Genomic DNA, 16,030 nt, shown 5'->3' on the forward strand with positions numbered 1-16,030 from the left:
TAAAACTTTCTAATATTTTACTCTCCTGACCAGTTTCCACTTGTACTAGCTTCGTTCATTGAGCCCACCTTCAAAGTATCGAACTTGTCGAATGGTTTCATGTCTTTAATTTCAAAAACTGGAGTGTTTACACCACCAGATTCTATAGTACCAGCATTCATCCAAAATGGAACCCCTGATACTGGAGCATATGGTAATGAGTCTTTAACGAAAGTGAACTTTCTATCTTTTCTGGTATCTGGATTTAAGAACAGGTTCTCTAAAACCGAAACCATAATGGTATCTCTCACGATGATCCCCATCTCAAGCGCTTGTTCTTCGGTTAAAGTATCCGGAACCGAACCAATAGCCTTAATAATTGGAAGCTTTCCATTTTCCAAAAAGTCCATTAAAGAATCCATTTCAGCTATAAATGTTCCATTTACCTTTTTATGCGTTAACTGCACCTCTCTAAGGTCCTTTAAGCGTTGAATTACCTGAGCATAAACTTCTTTCTTACGATCCGCAAAACGAATATCCTCTTGAACAGAATCTATGTCCTTCCAAACCAATAGACCTGTGATTAAGACCAATCCAATGGTTAGGAAACCTTGAATTTGCTTAGTGATTTTATCCAATGAGTACATTAAACTCACTATTCCCACCAAAAGGATACAGGTAGATCCTAAGATGAAACTTGCATTCTGATCCATTACCAAAGAAGTAATGATCATCACAATACCTACAGCTATTAAAAAAGCTGGAAACAAAAACTTACCGAAGCTTTGTCTTAAATTGTCCATAAAGCAGATTTTATAGAAATGGATTCAAGTGCAACAAAACTACAATTTATTTAGTCTGCTGCTATATTATTCATCGTTTGCGAAAATAGCAGAATTGCGTTGCCCCCAAAAACCTAAAGGTTAATTCGTGAAAAAATTTTATTTCCGTTAAAAATCTCACACCTTGCTCCAGCTATGTCTGGATTGCTTAAGTACTTCAAAAAATTTCATGGATACCAGCCCACGGAAGACCAATCATATTTTATGATGGCTTTCGAAAAATTTATGGCTAGTAATAAGCCAAATTGCGCTGTTATCCTTAATGGATACGCGGGTACGGGAAAAACCACCTTGCTAGCTGCCTGTGCAAATTACTTAACATCGGAGCGTAAAAAATATGTTTTAATGGCTCCTACAGGAAGGGCTGCAAAGGTTCTTTCCTCCTACTCTAAAAAGAAGGCATATACCATTCACAAAGTAATTTATGCATTAAAAAAGCGAAAAGGAGGTGGACAATTTTTCGCGCTTAAAAAAAACAGCTATAAAGACACCGTTTTTATAGTTGATGAGTGCAGTATGATCGGCGAAGAAGGCGGCGGATTCACCAAAAACAGTTTGCTGGACGATTTAATGAGTTTCGTGTTTTCGGGCACGGGCTGTCGGTTGGTTTTGGTTGGAGACGAGGCGCAGCTTCCACCGGTTGGAGCGGAAAACAGCCCCGCCTTAAACAAGGACAGGCTTGAAATGGATTTTAATCTAACGATTGCAAAAATAACGCTTAACCAAGTTGTTAGACAGGAGTTGCAGTCTGGAATTCTATTGGAAGCCACACGCTTAAGAGAACAAATGCAAAATCCAGACCCCTTCTTTAAATTGGAGATGCACCATGATGTGCAATACCTCTCCCGCTTTGATTTTACCGACCACTATCAAGAGCATTTGGATAAATATGGGGATGATGCCGTTATGTACATTACCCGGTCTAACAAGCAAGCAAACAGACTAAATCAACAAATTAGAACGCAAGTTTATCATTCAGAATCTATGATAGACGGAGGAGACAAATTGATGGTAGTTAAAAATAATTACCATTGGGTTCAGGATGATAGCACCCAAGATTTTATAGCAAACGGTGATTTTTGTGTTATTCAACGGGTTAGGAATCAGGATGAAATTTTTGGATTCAATTTCACGGATGCAACCCTTTATTTTAGTGACTACAACCTTGAATTGGATGTGAAAATTTGGTTGGACTCACTATTCGTAGATCAGGCTTCCATGCCTCAGGCCCAAGGAGAAAAATTATGGGACTTGATCGACAAGGAATTCTACGGAGACATCATCAATAAACCGGAAAGAAAAGAGGCCCTTAAAAAGGACCCCTATCTCCAAGCTTTACAAGTTAAATTTGGTCATGCCGTAACCTGCCATAAGGCACAAGGTGGGCAATGGCCAGTGGTTTATATAGATGTGGGGTATTTACCCAATCCCGAAATGGACCTTTCCTTTCTTCGCTGGCTATATACCGCTTTTACACGGGCCAGCGAAAAGGTTTTTCTGGTTAATTTTCCGGAAGAATGGGTAGCCCACGAACCCGATTAATTACTTAATCGAAATCGGGAAACTAACCTCAACATCCGTATCACCTGGATCACAGGTTCCGTCTTTCACTCCTGGCTGGTGCTTTAAAGTAATGGTTAAACTTCCTGCAACCTCATCCGAAACGGTCCAAGCCGTATTCAATCCAAGCGGTTTACCGGTGTTATCGGTATCCGTAATGGCAATAGATAAAGAACCCGTGTTAACATCGTAACAAACTCTGTGTTCGTTGGCTTCTTCCTCAATTTCTTCGGTAATATCAACTGCTGGAGAAGCAGATTCATCCAAAAACTCTAATTCTGCGGTAAACGGAGCATTTGCAATAGATAGCTTAATGGAATCAATAGATGGATTTTCACCTCCTGGACCATCTATATCTGAAAAAATAAAACTAGTTTTTGCATCATTCGCATCCGTAACGCGAACTAGCACGGTGGTAATTAATTCACCATCATTATCATCATTACCAGGTTTGTCTTTATCCTTTTCACAGGCAACAAAAGTTACAAGTGATAAAAGACCCAAGATGAATAGGTTGGTAGTTTTCATGATATTCATTTTTTGTGATTAGCTATTTTAATTTTCATTCCCATTTTGACATTCACTCCAGGTTGGGAAGCAAAATACCTGAAGCTATCGGTATACGATCGATATTCGTGATTCAATAAATTTTCAACAGTTACAAAGTAACTGAAATCCAAATCTTTACTCAAATTCGCATCTCCCATCCAACCTACTGAAATAAGATTATAGGCTGGCGGTGCTGCGGTTATTGCAGAAAAATATTCGGAGGATTGCTCGTTAGAAAAACTGGGCGTTTGATGTTGCTTATTAAACCATTGATTCTGAATCCAAATCCTTGATTTCCTTTCCTTTCCCACAGATCTTTCTATACGGATTCTGATATTTTCTGGCGGTAAATCTGTGACTGTATTTCCGAGTCCCAACAGGTCTATCCTAGTTAATGAACCCGCAACTTCTGCACTATACCTTTTATTGATTTTATAATCTAAACCAGCATCTGCTCCATAATGCCACGCCCTATCTTGTTCGAAAACAAAGTGAGGAAAAGCACCTCGAATAGTAAGAACTGGCTCCGGCTGTGGTTTTAGGTAAATCAATCCAGTAAAATAATTTGCATACAGGTTTAGATTTAAGCCCCAGTTGCTCTTTGGTCTGTAATTAAAGTCTAGGTTGGAATTGTACGTGATCTCAGGTTTGAGGTTTACATTTCCCTCCTCCACCCTTGCTGCACCATGGTGTAAGCCATTTGCAAACAACTCATTCGGTCCGGGCATCCTCCAGGCCCTTCCGTGCTGTGCTGTTATTTGGAAATCGTGATAGATTCTATCATAAAGGATTTGATAAGAAAATACAGAAGCCCGTTTTTCAAAACTTCCTTCCACATTTCTGGGGTTCGGACTATCTATGACAGCCCAATCCTGTCTTAATCCAAATTCTAAGTTAGACTCTGTGCTTAAATAGTACTTGGCAAGTGCGAAAGCCCCAATCTGATTTCTATAATAACCAGGAATGAAATAACTTCCCTCGTAGGTGTTTTTTTGGAAATTACCCTGGGCTCCCCACTGGTAGGTTACCTTTTTTCCCGGTTTTTTAAAATGGATATTTGCTTGATGGGTAGTGATTTCAAATTGCGTTCCCGGAAAGGACCTAGAACTCTGTCGAGCTAGTTGATCGAGCTCTTGTCTTCGGTTGTATTGGCGACTTAAAATCATTTTCCCCGACCATGTTTTCCATTGCTTTTCTACCTCAAATTTTTGAGTTTCGTGAAAAACATCTTGTCTGGGCTCGGTTATCTGATAGGTAAATGTATCCCCGGAAAATCCTGATCCATTTTCTACCGCACGAAGTAAATCGGTAACATTACCAATATGAGCTCCAGAAAATATTCCAATTTCAGATTGGTATGCACTCTGCAGGTATACCAATTTATAGCCTTCAATATCGGCGGATAACAATCCATTATATGAACTCTCCTTATATCCTGTATTGGTTAAAATTCGGGATGGAGAGGAATAATTTCCTTTCCTAACTATTGCCCCACCAAGGTAGCCGGTAAGACTATATTTACCTCCGATGTTAAACGGAATATTAACTCCGTTGCTCTGACCATTCCCATTGCTTTGATAACCAGCATCCACGCTAAGCGCAACACCTTTTTCACCCAATCCTTTTTTAGGAGTTAGAATAATTGCCCCAGCCATGGCTTCGGACCCATATTTTAAGGCGCTAACTCCTTTTACTATCGTTATTTCACTCGATTGATTAAGTCCAATTTCAGGCGCGTGTTCCCTTCCCCACTGCTGCCCTTCGAGCTTAACCCCGGCATTAATAATCGCAATTCTATTTCCCGAAAGCCCATGGATGGTTGGCTTTTTAATTCCGTTACCAGTGCTTATGGTTCCTACCCCAGGGATTTTCTCCATACTTTCTGCCAAAACCTGACTAGAAGATTCAGGACTCCCTAAAACCACCCTACTTTTTGATGCCCCTGCTCCCAATTCGCCTTTATCTGCATTAACGGCTATGGTTTCTAAAAGCTCTGCATTGTGATTTAAGGAAACGGTTATGAATACATCCTCGGTAACAGTAAGTTTTATGTACTCTGTTTTACAACCGATATGAGAAACCTTTAGCGTGTATGATCCATCGCATACTTCTTCGAATGCGAACTCGCCTTTTTCGTTTGCAACTGTCCCTACCCCTAGTTCTGGAATGTAAATGTTTGCGTAACTCAGTGATTCGTTGTGGACTTCGTCCGAAACTATTCCTGAGATTCTGTTTTTGCAATGGTTAGCCAGTAAAAAACCAGGTAGCCATAACAGCAAAAACACTAAATATTTTGCCATTGAAATAACTGTTTAATCAAAAAAATAATCCACCCTTAGCAAGCAGGTGGCGCCTTATTTCTTCGATTGCGGAGATAGCTCTCCAAACAGTGTGCCCCATGAGTTTCGTTCTCAATTGTGGTTTCCTCAAAAGCGAGGAACTCCAACACAAGCGATGAACTCGCAAACGACGGGGTTGAGTTAAATGATTTTATGAAAGTACAAACATCACAGTTAGATTCATGGGAGTAATCAAACTCGTGACTTATTTCGTGATTGTGAGTGGATGCAAATAAATGCAGGGCGGTTCCGAATTGAACCGACATTGCTACAAAAAGCAAAAAAATACTAAAACCTCTATGTTTTATGAAACTTTGCATCCGGCGGCAAATGTAAAACAAATTACATTTAGCATTTTAACAACAAGTTTTAAATAACCCTAAACCCCATAACCATGAAACTAATTCAAGTATTAGTATTGTCATTATTTTCTTTAGGACTATCAGCACAGCAATCTGGCTTTTTCTCTGGAGGTAGATTTATGATGGGTAGCTCTGAACTTAAAGAACATCCCTTTAACAATGGCGATGTAAATACCAAGCTTTTATTCGGTGCAGGCTTTAACGCTAATTACTTTTTTACAGAAGCAGTTGGAGTTGGAACCGATGTTATGCTAAACTTTTCTGGAGCTAAGGTAAACGGACAGGAAGATGGCGCCGGAGGTGGCATTTTTGGTGGAAGTAGCGGAGAGAAATACACCGACAAGTATAACTTTATCAGGCTGGAACTTCCTTTCCTAGGAAAATTATCCATTCCATTTGGTGATTTTGCCTTTGTTGCATTCGCAGGACCATCTTTCGATTTTAATTTAGCAGGAAATGTAACTAGAGAGTATAATGATGGCGACAGCAAATCGACTGATATCGACAACATGGAAACCATTACAACTTCTTTTAAAGCTGGTGGTGGAGTACAAATAGCCAATGCCAACGGCAAGGTATTTATGCTCGACGCCAGAATTTCTCAGGATTTAAGTCCCTTTTATACGAACGACAATAACAAAGACTTTAAAATTGGATATTTTGCTTTTTCGATTGGGGTTGGATTCTAATTAAAAAACAGCATGTACTTTTGAAGGCTCCAACTAAGGAGCCTTTTTTTATGCTTGAAATCCAGATACCAAATAATGAAATAAGCGCTGAAGAGGTGCGCGCCATAGCAGACTCGCTACCTAATCAAAATGAAGTTATAGAAGAGCTTTTAAGCATCATGGAAAACGGCGCATATATGCAATCTTACAATGCCCTATGGGTATTAAAGCACTGGATCAATTCCTGTAAGAGAGAAATAGATGCAAAATTGAGCTCCCGTTTAATTGCATTTTGGTCTGAAAGTAAAATCCGGCTAGCCCATTTATTGTTACTTCAATGCTCAGATTACATAACTCTGGACCATAACAATTTCAAATCTTGGGAATCGTTTATTGATTTATGCCGAAGGTCTAACCACAAGTTTGTAAAAGCCAACTCCTACTCTGGCTTTTTACCCCTTGCAAAATATAGCAAGGACCTTATTCCAGAGCTTTTTCAAATCTGCGAAATAGAAGAGATGGTTGCACCGCCATCTGGAAAGGGAAGAATTAAGAAAGTAAAAAAAGATCTGCAAAAACTTAGCGCATAAAAAAAGGCCACCAATTTGGTGGCCTTTTTAATTATCTACTAGCGCTTAATTACTTTACAACTGAAGTAAAGGCACTGTTGTTTCTGTATTGGTAGAATGCTCTGTCTTTAGCTGCTTTTGCTTTCATACTAGCGTCAGCAGAAATAGATTCTTTTAGGTGAGCAACCATTTTTTCTTCGTTACCCATATCACCGTATACCACCGCGTATAAGTAGTGAGACTTAGCATCTTTGTTTCCAGCTGCATTTAACACCTCAATAGCCTTATCATTTTTACCATCAAGATGAGCTGCTAAAGCTGCATTAAATGTGTTTTCTCCAGCCATGTTAGTAACAGCAGAACCATATCTACACTCTTGGATATCAAGTATACCCGTGTTGTATTTAACGTCTTTTCCAGCTGCTAAACCTGCTTCAAAATGCTTTCTAGCATCTCCTTTACGACCTTCAAGTCTTGCAATTACACCTAGGTTATTGTGAACCTCTGCGCTAGCATTTACTTTTTTAGCTTCGTTAAATAGGTTTTTAGCTTTTGCTGTGTTACCCATTTTAAACTCAATAACTCCAGCGTTATTAAATCCTCTGTAATCTGCTGGGAATTGGTTTTGAGCTGCCGTATAGAAAGCTAATTTCTCTTTGTTATCGCTAGTTAAAGTAGCAGCATATAACAACTCCTCAACGTTTAGATCAACTGGGTTAGACTTAGCAAGGCTTAGAATTTCTTCGTCTGTTTTACCTTGTACTTTGTAGTTAACATCAATTTGAGATCTTCTTAATCCAGGTAGAATTTTATCAGCTACTTCTGTGTACGTTTTAGACAGGTTTCTAATTTCTTGCTCACGCTTTGCTAAATCATCATACATGGTTAAAATTCTAAGGATTAACTCCTTATCCTCGATTTTAGACTTTTCCATTTCAGCCTTAAATCCTAACCAATCCTCACCTTTAGCAATGTTGTTGAAGAAATTATCTGCTTTGGTATCGATTTTCTTTCTCTTAAGGATTCTTGCAACCACTTTTCTAGCAGACTCTGCACGATCCTCAGCTAGATTTTCGTTAAATCTTAATTCCCCTTCTGGTGAAGCATAAGCTTGAATTTCAACACCAGTAATGGTAATGTTTTCATTTTTTGCAGCTTCAGCAACAAACGCCTCTAGTTCTTTAATATCAGCATCTCTTAATTCGTTAGGACGAACGTAAGAACTGTTTTGAGCATAATTTACAGTAGCTTCTTGCTTGTGCTCGGTAACACGCTGAAATTTATCTTTTGCAATTAGAACGCGATCATCATTTTGAACTAAGTATGGAGTAGTAATAGTTCCTACCGCAATTTGATAAGGATCTAAAACTTTGTTTTTAGTTCCCTTCTTAAGGGTAATGTTCATTTCTAGATCTGAGTAATCTAAACCTTCTTTGTAAGGAACTTTTCCTTTGAAAGTATAAGAACCACCCGATTTGAACGGAATTACGGTATTGTTTCCTGCTACTTTTTCTCCCTGTAGGCTAAAAGACTCAAATTTTGCAGTTGCACCATTTTCACCAACTAACATTGGAGTAACATCGATAGTTGTTTTTCTATCGAAATATTTTGGTGGAAATTCTGCGGTTACTTCAACCTCAATTTCGTCACAGTGTGCTTCAAGAGGTGCTGGATTTACTTTATAAGATACAGCGTCTGCGTTGCGAGTCATACGACCCAAACAACAACATCCAGTAAAAACTACTGCCAACGCCAATACAGATAGCTTAGATGATAAAGCGATTTTCATTTTTTGCTTGTTTGCGGATTTGTCTGCAATAATACTAAGCTTGAAGCCAAGATTAAAATTTATTACACCTTTAAATGCTAAGGAAATTTAAAGAACTAATCTTCTAACCTATCGACTTGATCGGTTAAAACATCATTTAACTGAAACATTTTTTGATTTAACACTGGGTGATTAAAGTTGGGAATGAGTTCCGAAAGAGGCACAGTTGTAAACTTCCTCTTATATATCAAGGGATGCGGAATCTGAAGCTCCGGAAAATCAATTACTGAATTCCCCTTAAAAAGAATGTCGATGTCAATCAGGCGCGACTCATATCTTTCGCTTTGTGTTTTAACCCTCCCCATTTCATGCTCTATCCCTTTAATGAAATTTAACATTGTTAAAGGCGACTTTTCGCTCCTGCAAATCCAAACTTGATTCAAAAAGTACAATTCAGAATCGAAGCCCCAAGCCTCGGACCGAAACAAAGAAGAAACGATTACACTACCATTAATTTCTTTTTTAAATCGTTTAAGCGCCTCACTAATTTGTTGCTTAGGATCATTTAAGTTGGCACCCACCAACAAAACGTAAATGTCGTTTTCTAACCTTTCGGCATTTTTTAAAGCCTCTCTTGTAAAATCACTATACCCACTGTGCACTAAAAATCTATTTTCGTGCAAAATTCGACTTATTCTCGACACTTTATGAAACAATTTTTCAAGTTCGTATTTGCCTCCATGTTAGGAACTATCCTATCTGGAGTAGTGTTATTTATCTTGTTTTTTGTAGTTATGGTAGGAGTAGTTGCTACTTCTATGTCAGACTTAAAAAACAAGGATAAAATGGTAACGGTAGAGGCTAATTCTGTTTTAAGGTTAGACCTAAGCCAACCTATTGCAGACAGAAGTTCTGGAGATGATTTAAACCTAGATTTTGGACCGTTTAAAGAAGCTGGTGTCTTAGGTGTTGATGTTATTAAAGAAAACCTCGAAAAGGCAGCCGCTGATGACAGAATAAAGGGACTTTACATCAACAGTATATACCCACCAGCTGGATATGCTAACCTTTTGGAAATTAGGGAAGCCATAGAGAAATTTAAGGAAAGTGGTAAGTGGGTATTAGCATACAACGAAGTTTATGCCCAGAAAGGATACTTTTTAGCCAGTACAGCAGATGAGATTTACATGTTCCCAGAGGGGGCTGCAGAAATAACTGGTTATAGCGCCAACCTCATGTTCTTTAAGAATATGTTGGATAAAATTGGTGTTGAAGCTCAAATTATTAGAGGGAAAAACAACAAATTTAAATCTGCGGTTGAGCCCTTTATGAACTCAAAAATGAGCGAGGCTAACAAGGAGCAAACCTTCACTTACTTGGAAGATCGCTGGGAGACTTTTAGATCTCTTGTTGCAAAATCTCGTGGTCTAACTCCTGAAAAAATAGATGAAATAACCAATACCATTGGCACAAGATCCGCACAACTAGCCTTAGAAAATAAAATGATTGATGGCGCTGTTTACGAAGATGAATTCTTCCAAATAATGGCTAATAAATTAGGAGTTACGAAGGGCGAGGATGTTGAAGTAATTTCTTTGAATAAATACAAAAATGCCCGAGTAGAAGGCTTTAATAAATACAATAGAAGTAAGAACGAGGTAGCAGTTCTATATGCGAATGGTGAGATTAACAGTGGAGAGAGCGATGAGCTTTCAATAGGTTCAAAAACCTTCTACGATGAAATCAAAAGACTTCGTAACGACAAGGACGTAAAAGCGGTTGTACTGCGCATTAACTCTCCTGGTGGATCCGCACTTGCATCTGAGGTAATTTGGAGAGAATTAGAGCTACTTAAGAAAGAAAAACCTCTTGTAGTTTCGATGGGTAACCTAGCTGCTTCTGGTGGATACTACATTGCTACACCAGCAGAAAAAATTTATGCCAACCCGAATACCATTACCGGTTCTATTGGGGTGTTTGGAATTCTACCAAACGTTAAAAAGCTAACTGAGGATAAACTAGGAATCACTTTCGATGGAGTGAAAACCCACAAATTTGCAGACTTAGGGGCTGCTTATCGTCCTTTGAGTAACGAAGAATATGCAATCATTCAAAACCAGGTTGAGCAAACCTACTCTACCTTCCTAGAACGTGTAGCCAATGGAAGAGGACTTCGCGTTTCGTATGTGGATAGCATTGGTCAAGGTAGGGTATGGAGTGGTATCGACGCCCTTGAACTTGGATTGGTAGATGAACTAGGAGACTTAGAAGATGCTATTGCGGATGCAGCTAGTAGAGCTGAATTAGGTGAAGACTTTAAGGTTAAAGGTTATCCAAAAATCAAGAAGCCAATTGAAAAATTATTGGAAGAATTAAACATGGAAAATGTTAGGATGTACGCTGCAGAGAAACTTATCGATGACCCTGCTTTAGTTGACGCTTTTAAAAGTGTTTCAACTATTAAAAGCATGAAAGGCGTTCAAATGAGAATGCCATTTATCATCGAAGATTAGACGCACACTACCGTTAAATATTAAGCCCCCACGCTTTGCGATGGGGGCTTTTTGTTTCCAGCTAAGTAATGGGCTTCTTCTTATCAAATCGTCTCACCATCAAGTAAATTATCATCCCTCCAACTATACCCGGAGCAATCCATGGAACTACACTCCAATAGCCAACAAATAGCCCCTTAAATAAGACCCTGCCTCCAAACACGAAAAATGCTGTGTAAGCTGCAATTCCACTAGTGCACATTCCAACTATATGGGTCTTTAACCAAGAGTCTGATTTTGATCCCTTTAAATTCTTAATAAACTTCGGCAAATCGGTAAGCCCCAACCCTCCGAACACAAACATTAAAATGGCAGTGCTATGACCCTCCAACCATATCCCGTAGAAAATCAAAAGCGAGGATGCTAGCACAATTGCCCCCTGAAGAAGCAATTGAATCCGCCTGAATTGGCTGGAAAGCCCCTTCTTGTTTTTTAAAATCGCTATTCCATACCAGAGAACATTTCCAGTTATAAGAGATAAGAAACCTAAGAAGGCTGCTGAGGAATACCTGGCAATTGAAAGATTATTTATACAAAGTAAAAATGCACTAATAACAACCGCCCACATTAAAGCCACATATATTTTACCCGCTTTTCTGTGCGCCTCTCCTCCTTTTTTGGTAAAAACAGGAATCCAAAAAACAATCAAACTGGAAAATCCAGCTAATACGTGTGTCCATGTTATTCCTTTAATTATCCATTCCATCAGTAATAGTTTTTCCGAAATCTACACTGGGAATAACTAATACCGGAGGGTTTTGTGACGACCAACAAGCTTTGTGACCAAAGACAAACCGCTTGGGATAAACAGCAATACCTAGGGATTAATCCAAGCTTTTTTTAAGGGTAGGAATAAAGCTTCTGGAAACGGGAATTTCCACTTCGCAATTCTTAATTTTCAATTTCAGTCCCTGTGCGTTCCCAGATATAGATTCTATTTTTTGAGGATTTACAATATAGGACCTATGACACCTAATAATAGTTGTCCCCTCGCAGTCTGACTCCAATTTTGACAGCGTATAGCGAATAACTTTTTTAGTGAGTTCACCTGCTTCATTATAGTGAATGGCTACATAGTTCTGCATGGCTTCTGCAAAAAAGAATCCCCCCTCATCGAGCCGTAGTTCTGCTGAGCTTCCTTGGTTAATAAGCAAGTGAGATGATAAAGTATCGGACGGGTCTTGTTTCTTGGATTTAATACTGCCTGCCAGCGTTTGATTCTTTTTAATAGACCTCATCTGAATCATCAAACCCGAAAACACGATAGGGAAAACACCTACAACGATGGTATTTATTAACATGTTAATTAGGCTTTCGCCCTTCCAAGTAGCATCGGAGATTAAGATCATAAATAAATAGTTCCCCAGCCCTACCCATAATAATAGAAGGCACGCTTGGACCAACCATTTCCAAAGGGTCCAAGATGGCACATCGGTTCTAATTTTTAATAGATAATCGCAAACCAATTGAAAAACAAGCCCGAAAACTACCGTCACCCCACCAAACCCGAGACAGATCCAAAATAGAACTCCATTCATTCCCGAAATACCAAAGGGTCGTAACAGATATAAAAATGCTGCAACAAAAAGTCCTATTCCAAAAAGACCTTTGGCATTTTCTAAAAGGCTGGATTGGGAGGGGAAAGGAGCCCTAAGTCTATCGAGAAATGACTTCAACAAAACTTAAAATAATTCAGTTTGGGATTTACTACTTTCCTCAACTTGCGAAACTTCCACATTGTATCCGCTATGGTTACGCCAATTGAATACCCTTCCATCCGAAAACAACCAATATTGACCTTTTATTCCAGCCAACTTCCCCTGAACCTCAGGCATTTTATCCAGTTTAATTGACTTTGCCTTAGTAGGGAATTCTATTACTGGGTATTTTAAATCGAACACCTCGTCGTTATCCGACACAAAATCTTGTAATTCCGGAGGTAGTTCATAAGCTGCATTTTCCTTTTCTTCAAGCAAATCGGCTTCGGCCACGTGGTTTTTAACCATGGCTTGCCAAGAAGTTTTATCCGTGTAGTGATCCTTTAGAAACACCTCTATTTCACCAGCCAATTGGCGATAAGGTACTTCTGCAAGAATAATTGCCTGATTGGCACCTTGGTCTATCCATCTTGTTGGCACCTGAATTTCTCTGGTTACCCCAACTTTTACTGATGAACTGAGTGCCAAATAAACAATATGCGGTTGGTTATGGTGCTGTTCCTCCCACTCTACATCTCTACCCTTTCCAAGATGCGCCTCGCATAATTCAGGTCTTATAATACAGGGTGCAGCCTGTGGAGCATCTCTAAAGCAAGGATAACAAAGCCCCTCACCAAAAATTTTATTGGTTTCTCTACTACAGTTAATGCAATTTAGTTGGCCCGAAAAGCGAATAACCACCTCCTTTCCTACCCAATCGTTTACCGGAACTTTTCCTTCGAATGGGAAATAGTAGGATACCTCATTGGCTTGTAAGGCTACTTTCATTTTTTTTATCAATCCCTGTACTTGCATTTAAAATGTATTGTAGTTTTAGAACTTGGTAGCAAAATAAACCATTTCCATGGCGTTAAACACGGTTTTAGCTTGGCTTATTAAAAAACGAATTCACCAAATAGAGCTTTTCGAGAAGTATCCTCTAGAAGTTCAAAATGAGGTGATGTACAATCTTACAAAAAGAGCAGCCAACACCGAATGGGGGTTACAACATGGATTCGAGAAGATCAAGACAGCAGCTGATTTCAAGTCTGCCATGCCCCTTCAAGATTACGAGGCCATCAAGCCATTTGTAAACCGACTAATTGCCGGAGAACAGAATTTACTTTGGCCAACGGAAATAAAATGGTTTGCCAAATCATCAGGGACTACACAGGATAGGAGCAAATTCATCCCAGTAAGTAGAGAGTCTTTAGAAGACTGCCATTACAAAGGTGGAAAAGACCTTTTAGCATTATACTACAATGCCAATCCAAACAGTAATTTATACGATGGCAAAAGCTTGGTAATTGGTGGAAGTAGTGAGATAAATGAGATGCGTGAGGATAGTTATATCGGCGATCTTTCTTCGATTATCATTAAAAACCTTCCTTTTTGGGTTGAGTTTAAGCGCACACCACAATCCAATGTGGCGCTAATGGCTGAGTGGGAGCGCAAAATTGAACAAATGGCCGAAATCACCATGCAAGAGGATGTTACCAATATTGCAGGTGTACCATCTTGGACCATTGTTTTATTTAAGCGAATTCTAGAAAAAACTGGGAAATCATCGATTGGCGAAGTTTGGCCCAACCTAGAATTGTTTATGCACGGTGGAGTTAATTTCGAACCCTACCGAGAGCAGTTCAACGACTTGGTACAATTGCCTAATATTAAGTTTTACCAAAGTTATAACGCCTCGGAAGGATATTTTGGAATACAATCTAGGAATGGGCTGGACGACATGCTCCTTATGTTAGACTATGGAATTTATTTCGAGTTTATTGAGGAGAGCAAATGGACCGAAGACCAACCTGAAACCCTGTCGCTAAATGATTTGGAGGTAGGTAAAAACTATGCGGTTGTTATTTCAACCAACGGAGGTCTATGGCGTTACAAGTTGGGTGACACCATAAAAGTAACCTCTACTTTCCCTTTTAAAATTAAAGTAAGTGGAAGAACCAAGTCGTTTATAAACGCATTTGGAGAAGAGTTAGTAGTGGAAAATTCCGATCAAGCTGTTGCCGAAACCTGCCAGCAACACAATTGCATTGTAAATGAATATACTGCTTGTCCTGTTTACATGAAAGGAGAAGAGAGTGGGGCTCATGAATGGATCATCGAATTTGAACGGGATCCAGAAAATATCGATGCTTTTGTAGCTGATTTAGACCTAAATATTAGGAAGCTAAATAGCGATTATGATGCCAAACGCACAGGCGACCTTACATTAAAGCAACTGAAATTGAATGTGGTAGAAAAAGATACTTTTTATCAATGGTTAAAAAGCAAGGGCAAACTTGGAGGGCAACACAAGGTTCCAAGATTGTCTAACGACCGCAAACACGTAGAAGAGATTCTTGAATTTGCCGAAAAGAATCGCAGTTTTGTAGACCATTCGAGAGTCTAATTTTTTACTTTAGACTCCTCAAAAAATCAGATATGCACATTGCTATTGCAGGTAATATCGGATCGGGTAAAACTACCCTTGCCGGATTGTTAGCTAAACACTTTAAATGGGAAGCTCATTACGAAGACCCCATGAACAATCCCTATATCAATGATTTTTACGATGATATGCAGCGTTGGTCTTTCAACATGCAAATCTTCTTTATGAATAGCCGCTTCAATCAAATCCTTGAAATTAGAAAAGGAAATAAAAATGTAATTCAAGATAGAACCATCTACGAGGATGCGCACATTTTTGCTCCCAACCTGCACTCAATGGGATTGATGACCACGCGTGACTACGAAAACTACAAGGCCTTATTTACTCTATTAGATGAGTTTGTTTCCCCTCCAGATTTAATCATCTATCTAAAAGGTTCTGTACCCACACTGGTTAAGCATATTCAAAGCCGCGGAAGAGCTTACGAGGAGTCTATCCGACTAGACTATCTTAAAAAGTTAAACGAACGCTACGAAGAATGGGTAGCTGGATACGATAGAGGGAAACTGCTGGTGGTAGATGTAGACCAGAATAATTTCAATGAAAATCCAGAAGATTTGGGTGAAATCGTAAACCAAATCAATGCCGAAATAAACGGGTTATTCTAATTTTTAAGACTGGGAAGATTAGATACAAAAGAGTGATTAATTGAGTAAAAGGCTTAATCCCAACCTCATTAGACCTTTAACCCCATTCCTA

At 39.1% G+C, this 16,030-nt stretch carries 14 protein-coding genes; 6 read left to right on the forward strand and 8 right to left on the reverse strand.

Annotated elements, in window-relative coordinates:
• Positions 1–17: 17 nt before the first annotated feature.
• Positions 18–782 (reverse strand): hypothetical protein, encoded by a 765-nt coding sequence (locus FRX97_RS04360; RefSeq protein WP_147013771.1) that lies wholly within the window; start codon positions 780–782, stop codon positions 18–20.
• 264 nt (positions 783–1,046) lie between these two features.
• Here FRX97_RS04360 and FRX97_RS04365 point away from each other — a divergent pair, with 264 nt between their 5' ends.
• On the forward strand, positions 1,047–2,363 hold the full coding sequence (locus tag FRX97_RS04365; RefSeq protein WP_170227018.1) for an ATP-dependent DNA helicase: 1,317 nt from the start codon (positions 1,047–1,049) through the stop codon (positions 2,361–2,363).
• Here FRX97_RS04365 and FRX97_RS04370 read toward each other — a convergent pair whose 3' ends face one another.
• Positions 2,364–2,909: a type 1 periplasmic binding fold superfamily protein gene (locus tag FRX97_RS04370; protein WP_147013775.1), complete on the reverse strand. Its 546-nt coding sequence runs from the start codon at positions 2,907–2,909 to the stop codon at positions 2,364–2,366.
• Between the two features lie 5 nt (positions 2,910–2,914).
• On the reverse strand, positions 2,915–5,230 hold the full coding sequence (locus tag FRX97_RS04375; protein ID WP_147013777.1) for a TonB-dependent receptor: 2,316 nt from the start codon (positions 5,228–5,230) through the stop codon (positions 2,915–2,917).
• 433 nt (positions 5,231–5,663) lie between these two features.
• Here FRX97_RS04375 and FRX97_RS04380 point away from each other — a divergent pair, with 433 nt between their 5' ends.
• Complete coding sequence (locus tag FRX97_RS04380; protein ID WP_147013779.1) at positions 5,664–6,320, forward strand: outer membrane beta-barrel protein; 657 nt, start codon at positions 5,664–5,666, stop codon at positions 6,318–6,320.
• Between the two features lie 50 nt (positions 6,321–6,370).
• Positions 6,371–6,889, forward strand: a complete 519-nt coding sequence (locus tag FRX97_RS04385) for a hypothetical protein (RefSeq protein WP_147013781.1) — start codon at positions 6,371–6,373, stop codon at positions 6,887–6,889.
• Positions 6,890–6,938: 49 nt separating this feature from the next.
• Here the strand turns inward: FRX97_RS04385 and FRX97_RS04390 are convergent, their stop codons facing one another.
• Both FRX97_RS04390 and folK read right to left on the reverse strand, forming a co-directional pair.
• Entirely contained in the window at positions 6,939–8,657 is a 1,719-nt protein-coding gene (locus tag FRX97_RS04390) for a TPR end-of-group domain-containing protein (RefSeq protein WP_147013783.1), read from the reverse strand.
• Positions 8,658–8,752: 95 nt separating this feature from the next.
• Complete coding sequence (gene folK, locus FRX97_RS04395) at positions 8,753–9,340, reverse strand: 2-amino-4-hydroxy-6-hydroxymethyldihydropteridine diphosphokinase (protein ID WP_170227019.1); 588 nt, start codon at positions 9,338–9,340, stop codon at positions 8,753–8,755.
• Positions 9,341–9,343: 3 nt separating this feature from the next.
• Here folK and sppA point away from each other — a divergent pair, with 3 nt between their 5' ends.
• Positions 9,344–11,149, forward strand: a complete 1,806-nt coding sequence (sppA, locus tag FRX97_RS04400) for a signal peptide peptidase SppA (protein ID WP_147013787.1) — start codon at positions 9,344–9,346, stop codon at positions 11,147–11,149.
• Between the two features lie 61 nt (positions 11,150–11,210).
• Here the strand turns inward: sppA and FRX97_RS04405 are convergent, their stop codons facing one another.
• The 3 genes from FRX97_RS04405 to FRX97_RS04415 all read right to left on the reverse strand — a co-directional run bounded on the left by FRX97_RS04405 (position 11,211) and on the right by FRX97_RS04415 (position 13,674).
• Complete coding sequence (locus FRX97_RS04405; protein WP_147013789.1) at positions 11,211–11,894, reverse strand: DUF2306 domain-containing protein; 684 nt, start codon at positions 11,892–11,894, stop codon at positions 11,211–11,213.
• Positions 11,895–12,012: 118 nt separating this feature from the next.
• A complete protein-coding gene (locus tag FRX97_RS04410) occupies positions 12,013–12,864 on the reverse strand; it encodes a LytR/AlgR family response regulator transcription factor (RefSeq protein ID WP_147013791.1) in 852 nt (283 codons plus the stop codon).
• Between the two features lie 6 nt (positions 12,865–12,870).
• On the reverse strand, positions 12,871–13,674 hold the full coding sequence (locus FRX97_RS04415) for a DUF2797 domain-containing protein (RefSeq protein ID WP_223266560.1): 804 nt from the start codon (positions 13,672–13,674) through the stop codon (positions 12,871–12,873).
• Between the two features lie 76 nt (positions 13,675–13,750).
• On the opposite strand from FRX97_RS04415, the gene FRX97_RS04420 reads away from it, so the two are divergent.
• On the forward strand, positions 13,751–15,292 hold the full coding sequence (locus FRX97_RS04420; protein WP_147013795.1) for a GH3 auxin-responsive promoter family protein: 1,542 nt from the start codon (positions 13,751–13,753) through the stop codon (positions 15,290–15,292).
• 32 nt (positions 15,293–15,324) lie between these two features.
• Entirely contained in the window at positions 15,325–15,939 is a 615-nt protein-coding gene (locus FRX97_RS04425; protein WP_147013797.1) for a deoxynucleoside kinase, read from the forward strand.
• Positions 15,940–16,030 lie beyond the last annotated feature (91 nt).

The sequence above is a fragment of the Luteibaculum oceani genome (assembly GCF_007995015.1).
Lineage (GTDB): Bacteria > Bacteroidota > Bacteroidia > Flavobacteriales_D > Luteibaculaceae > Luteibaculum > Luteibaculum oceani.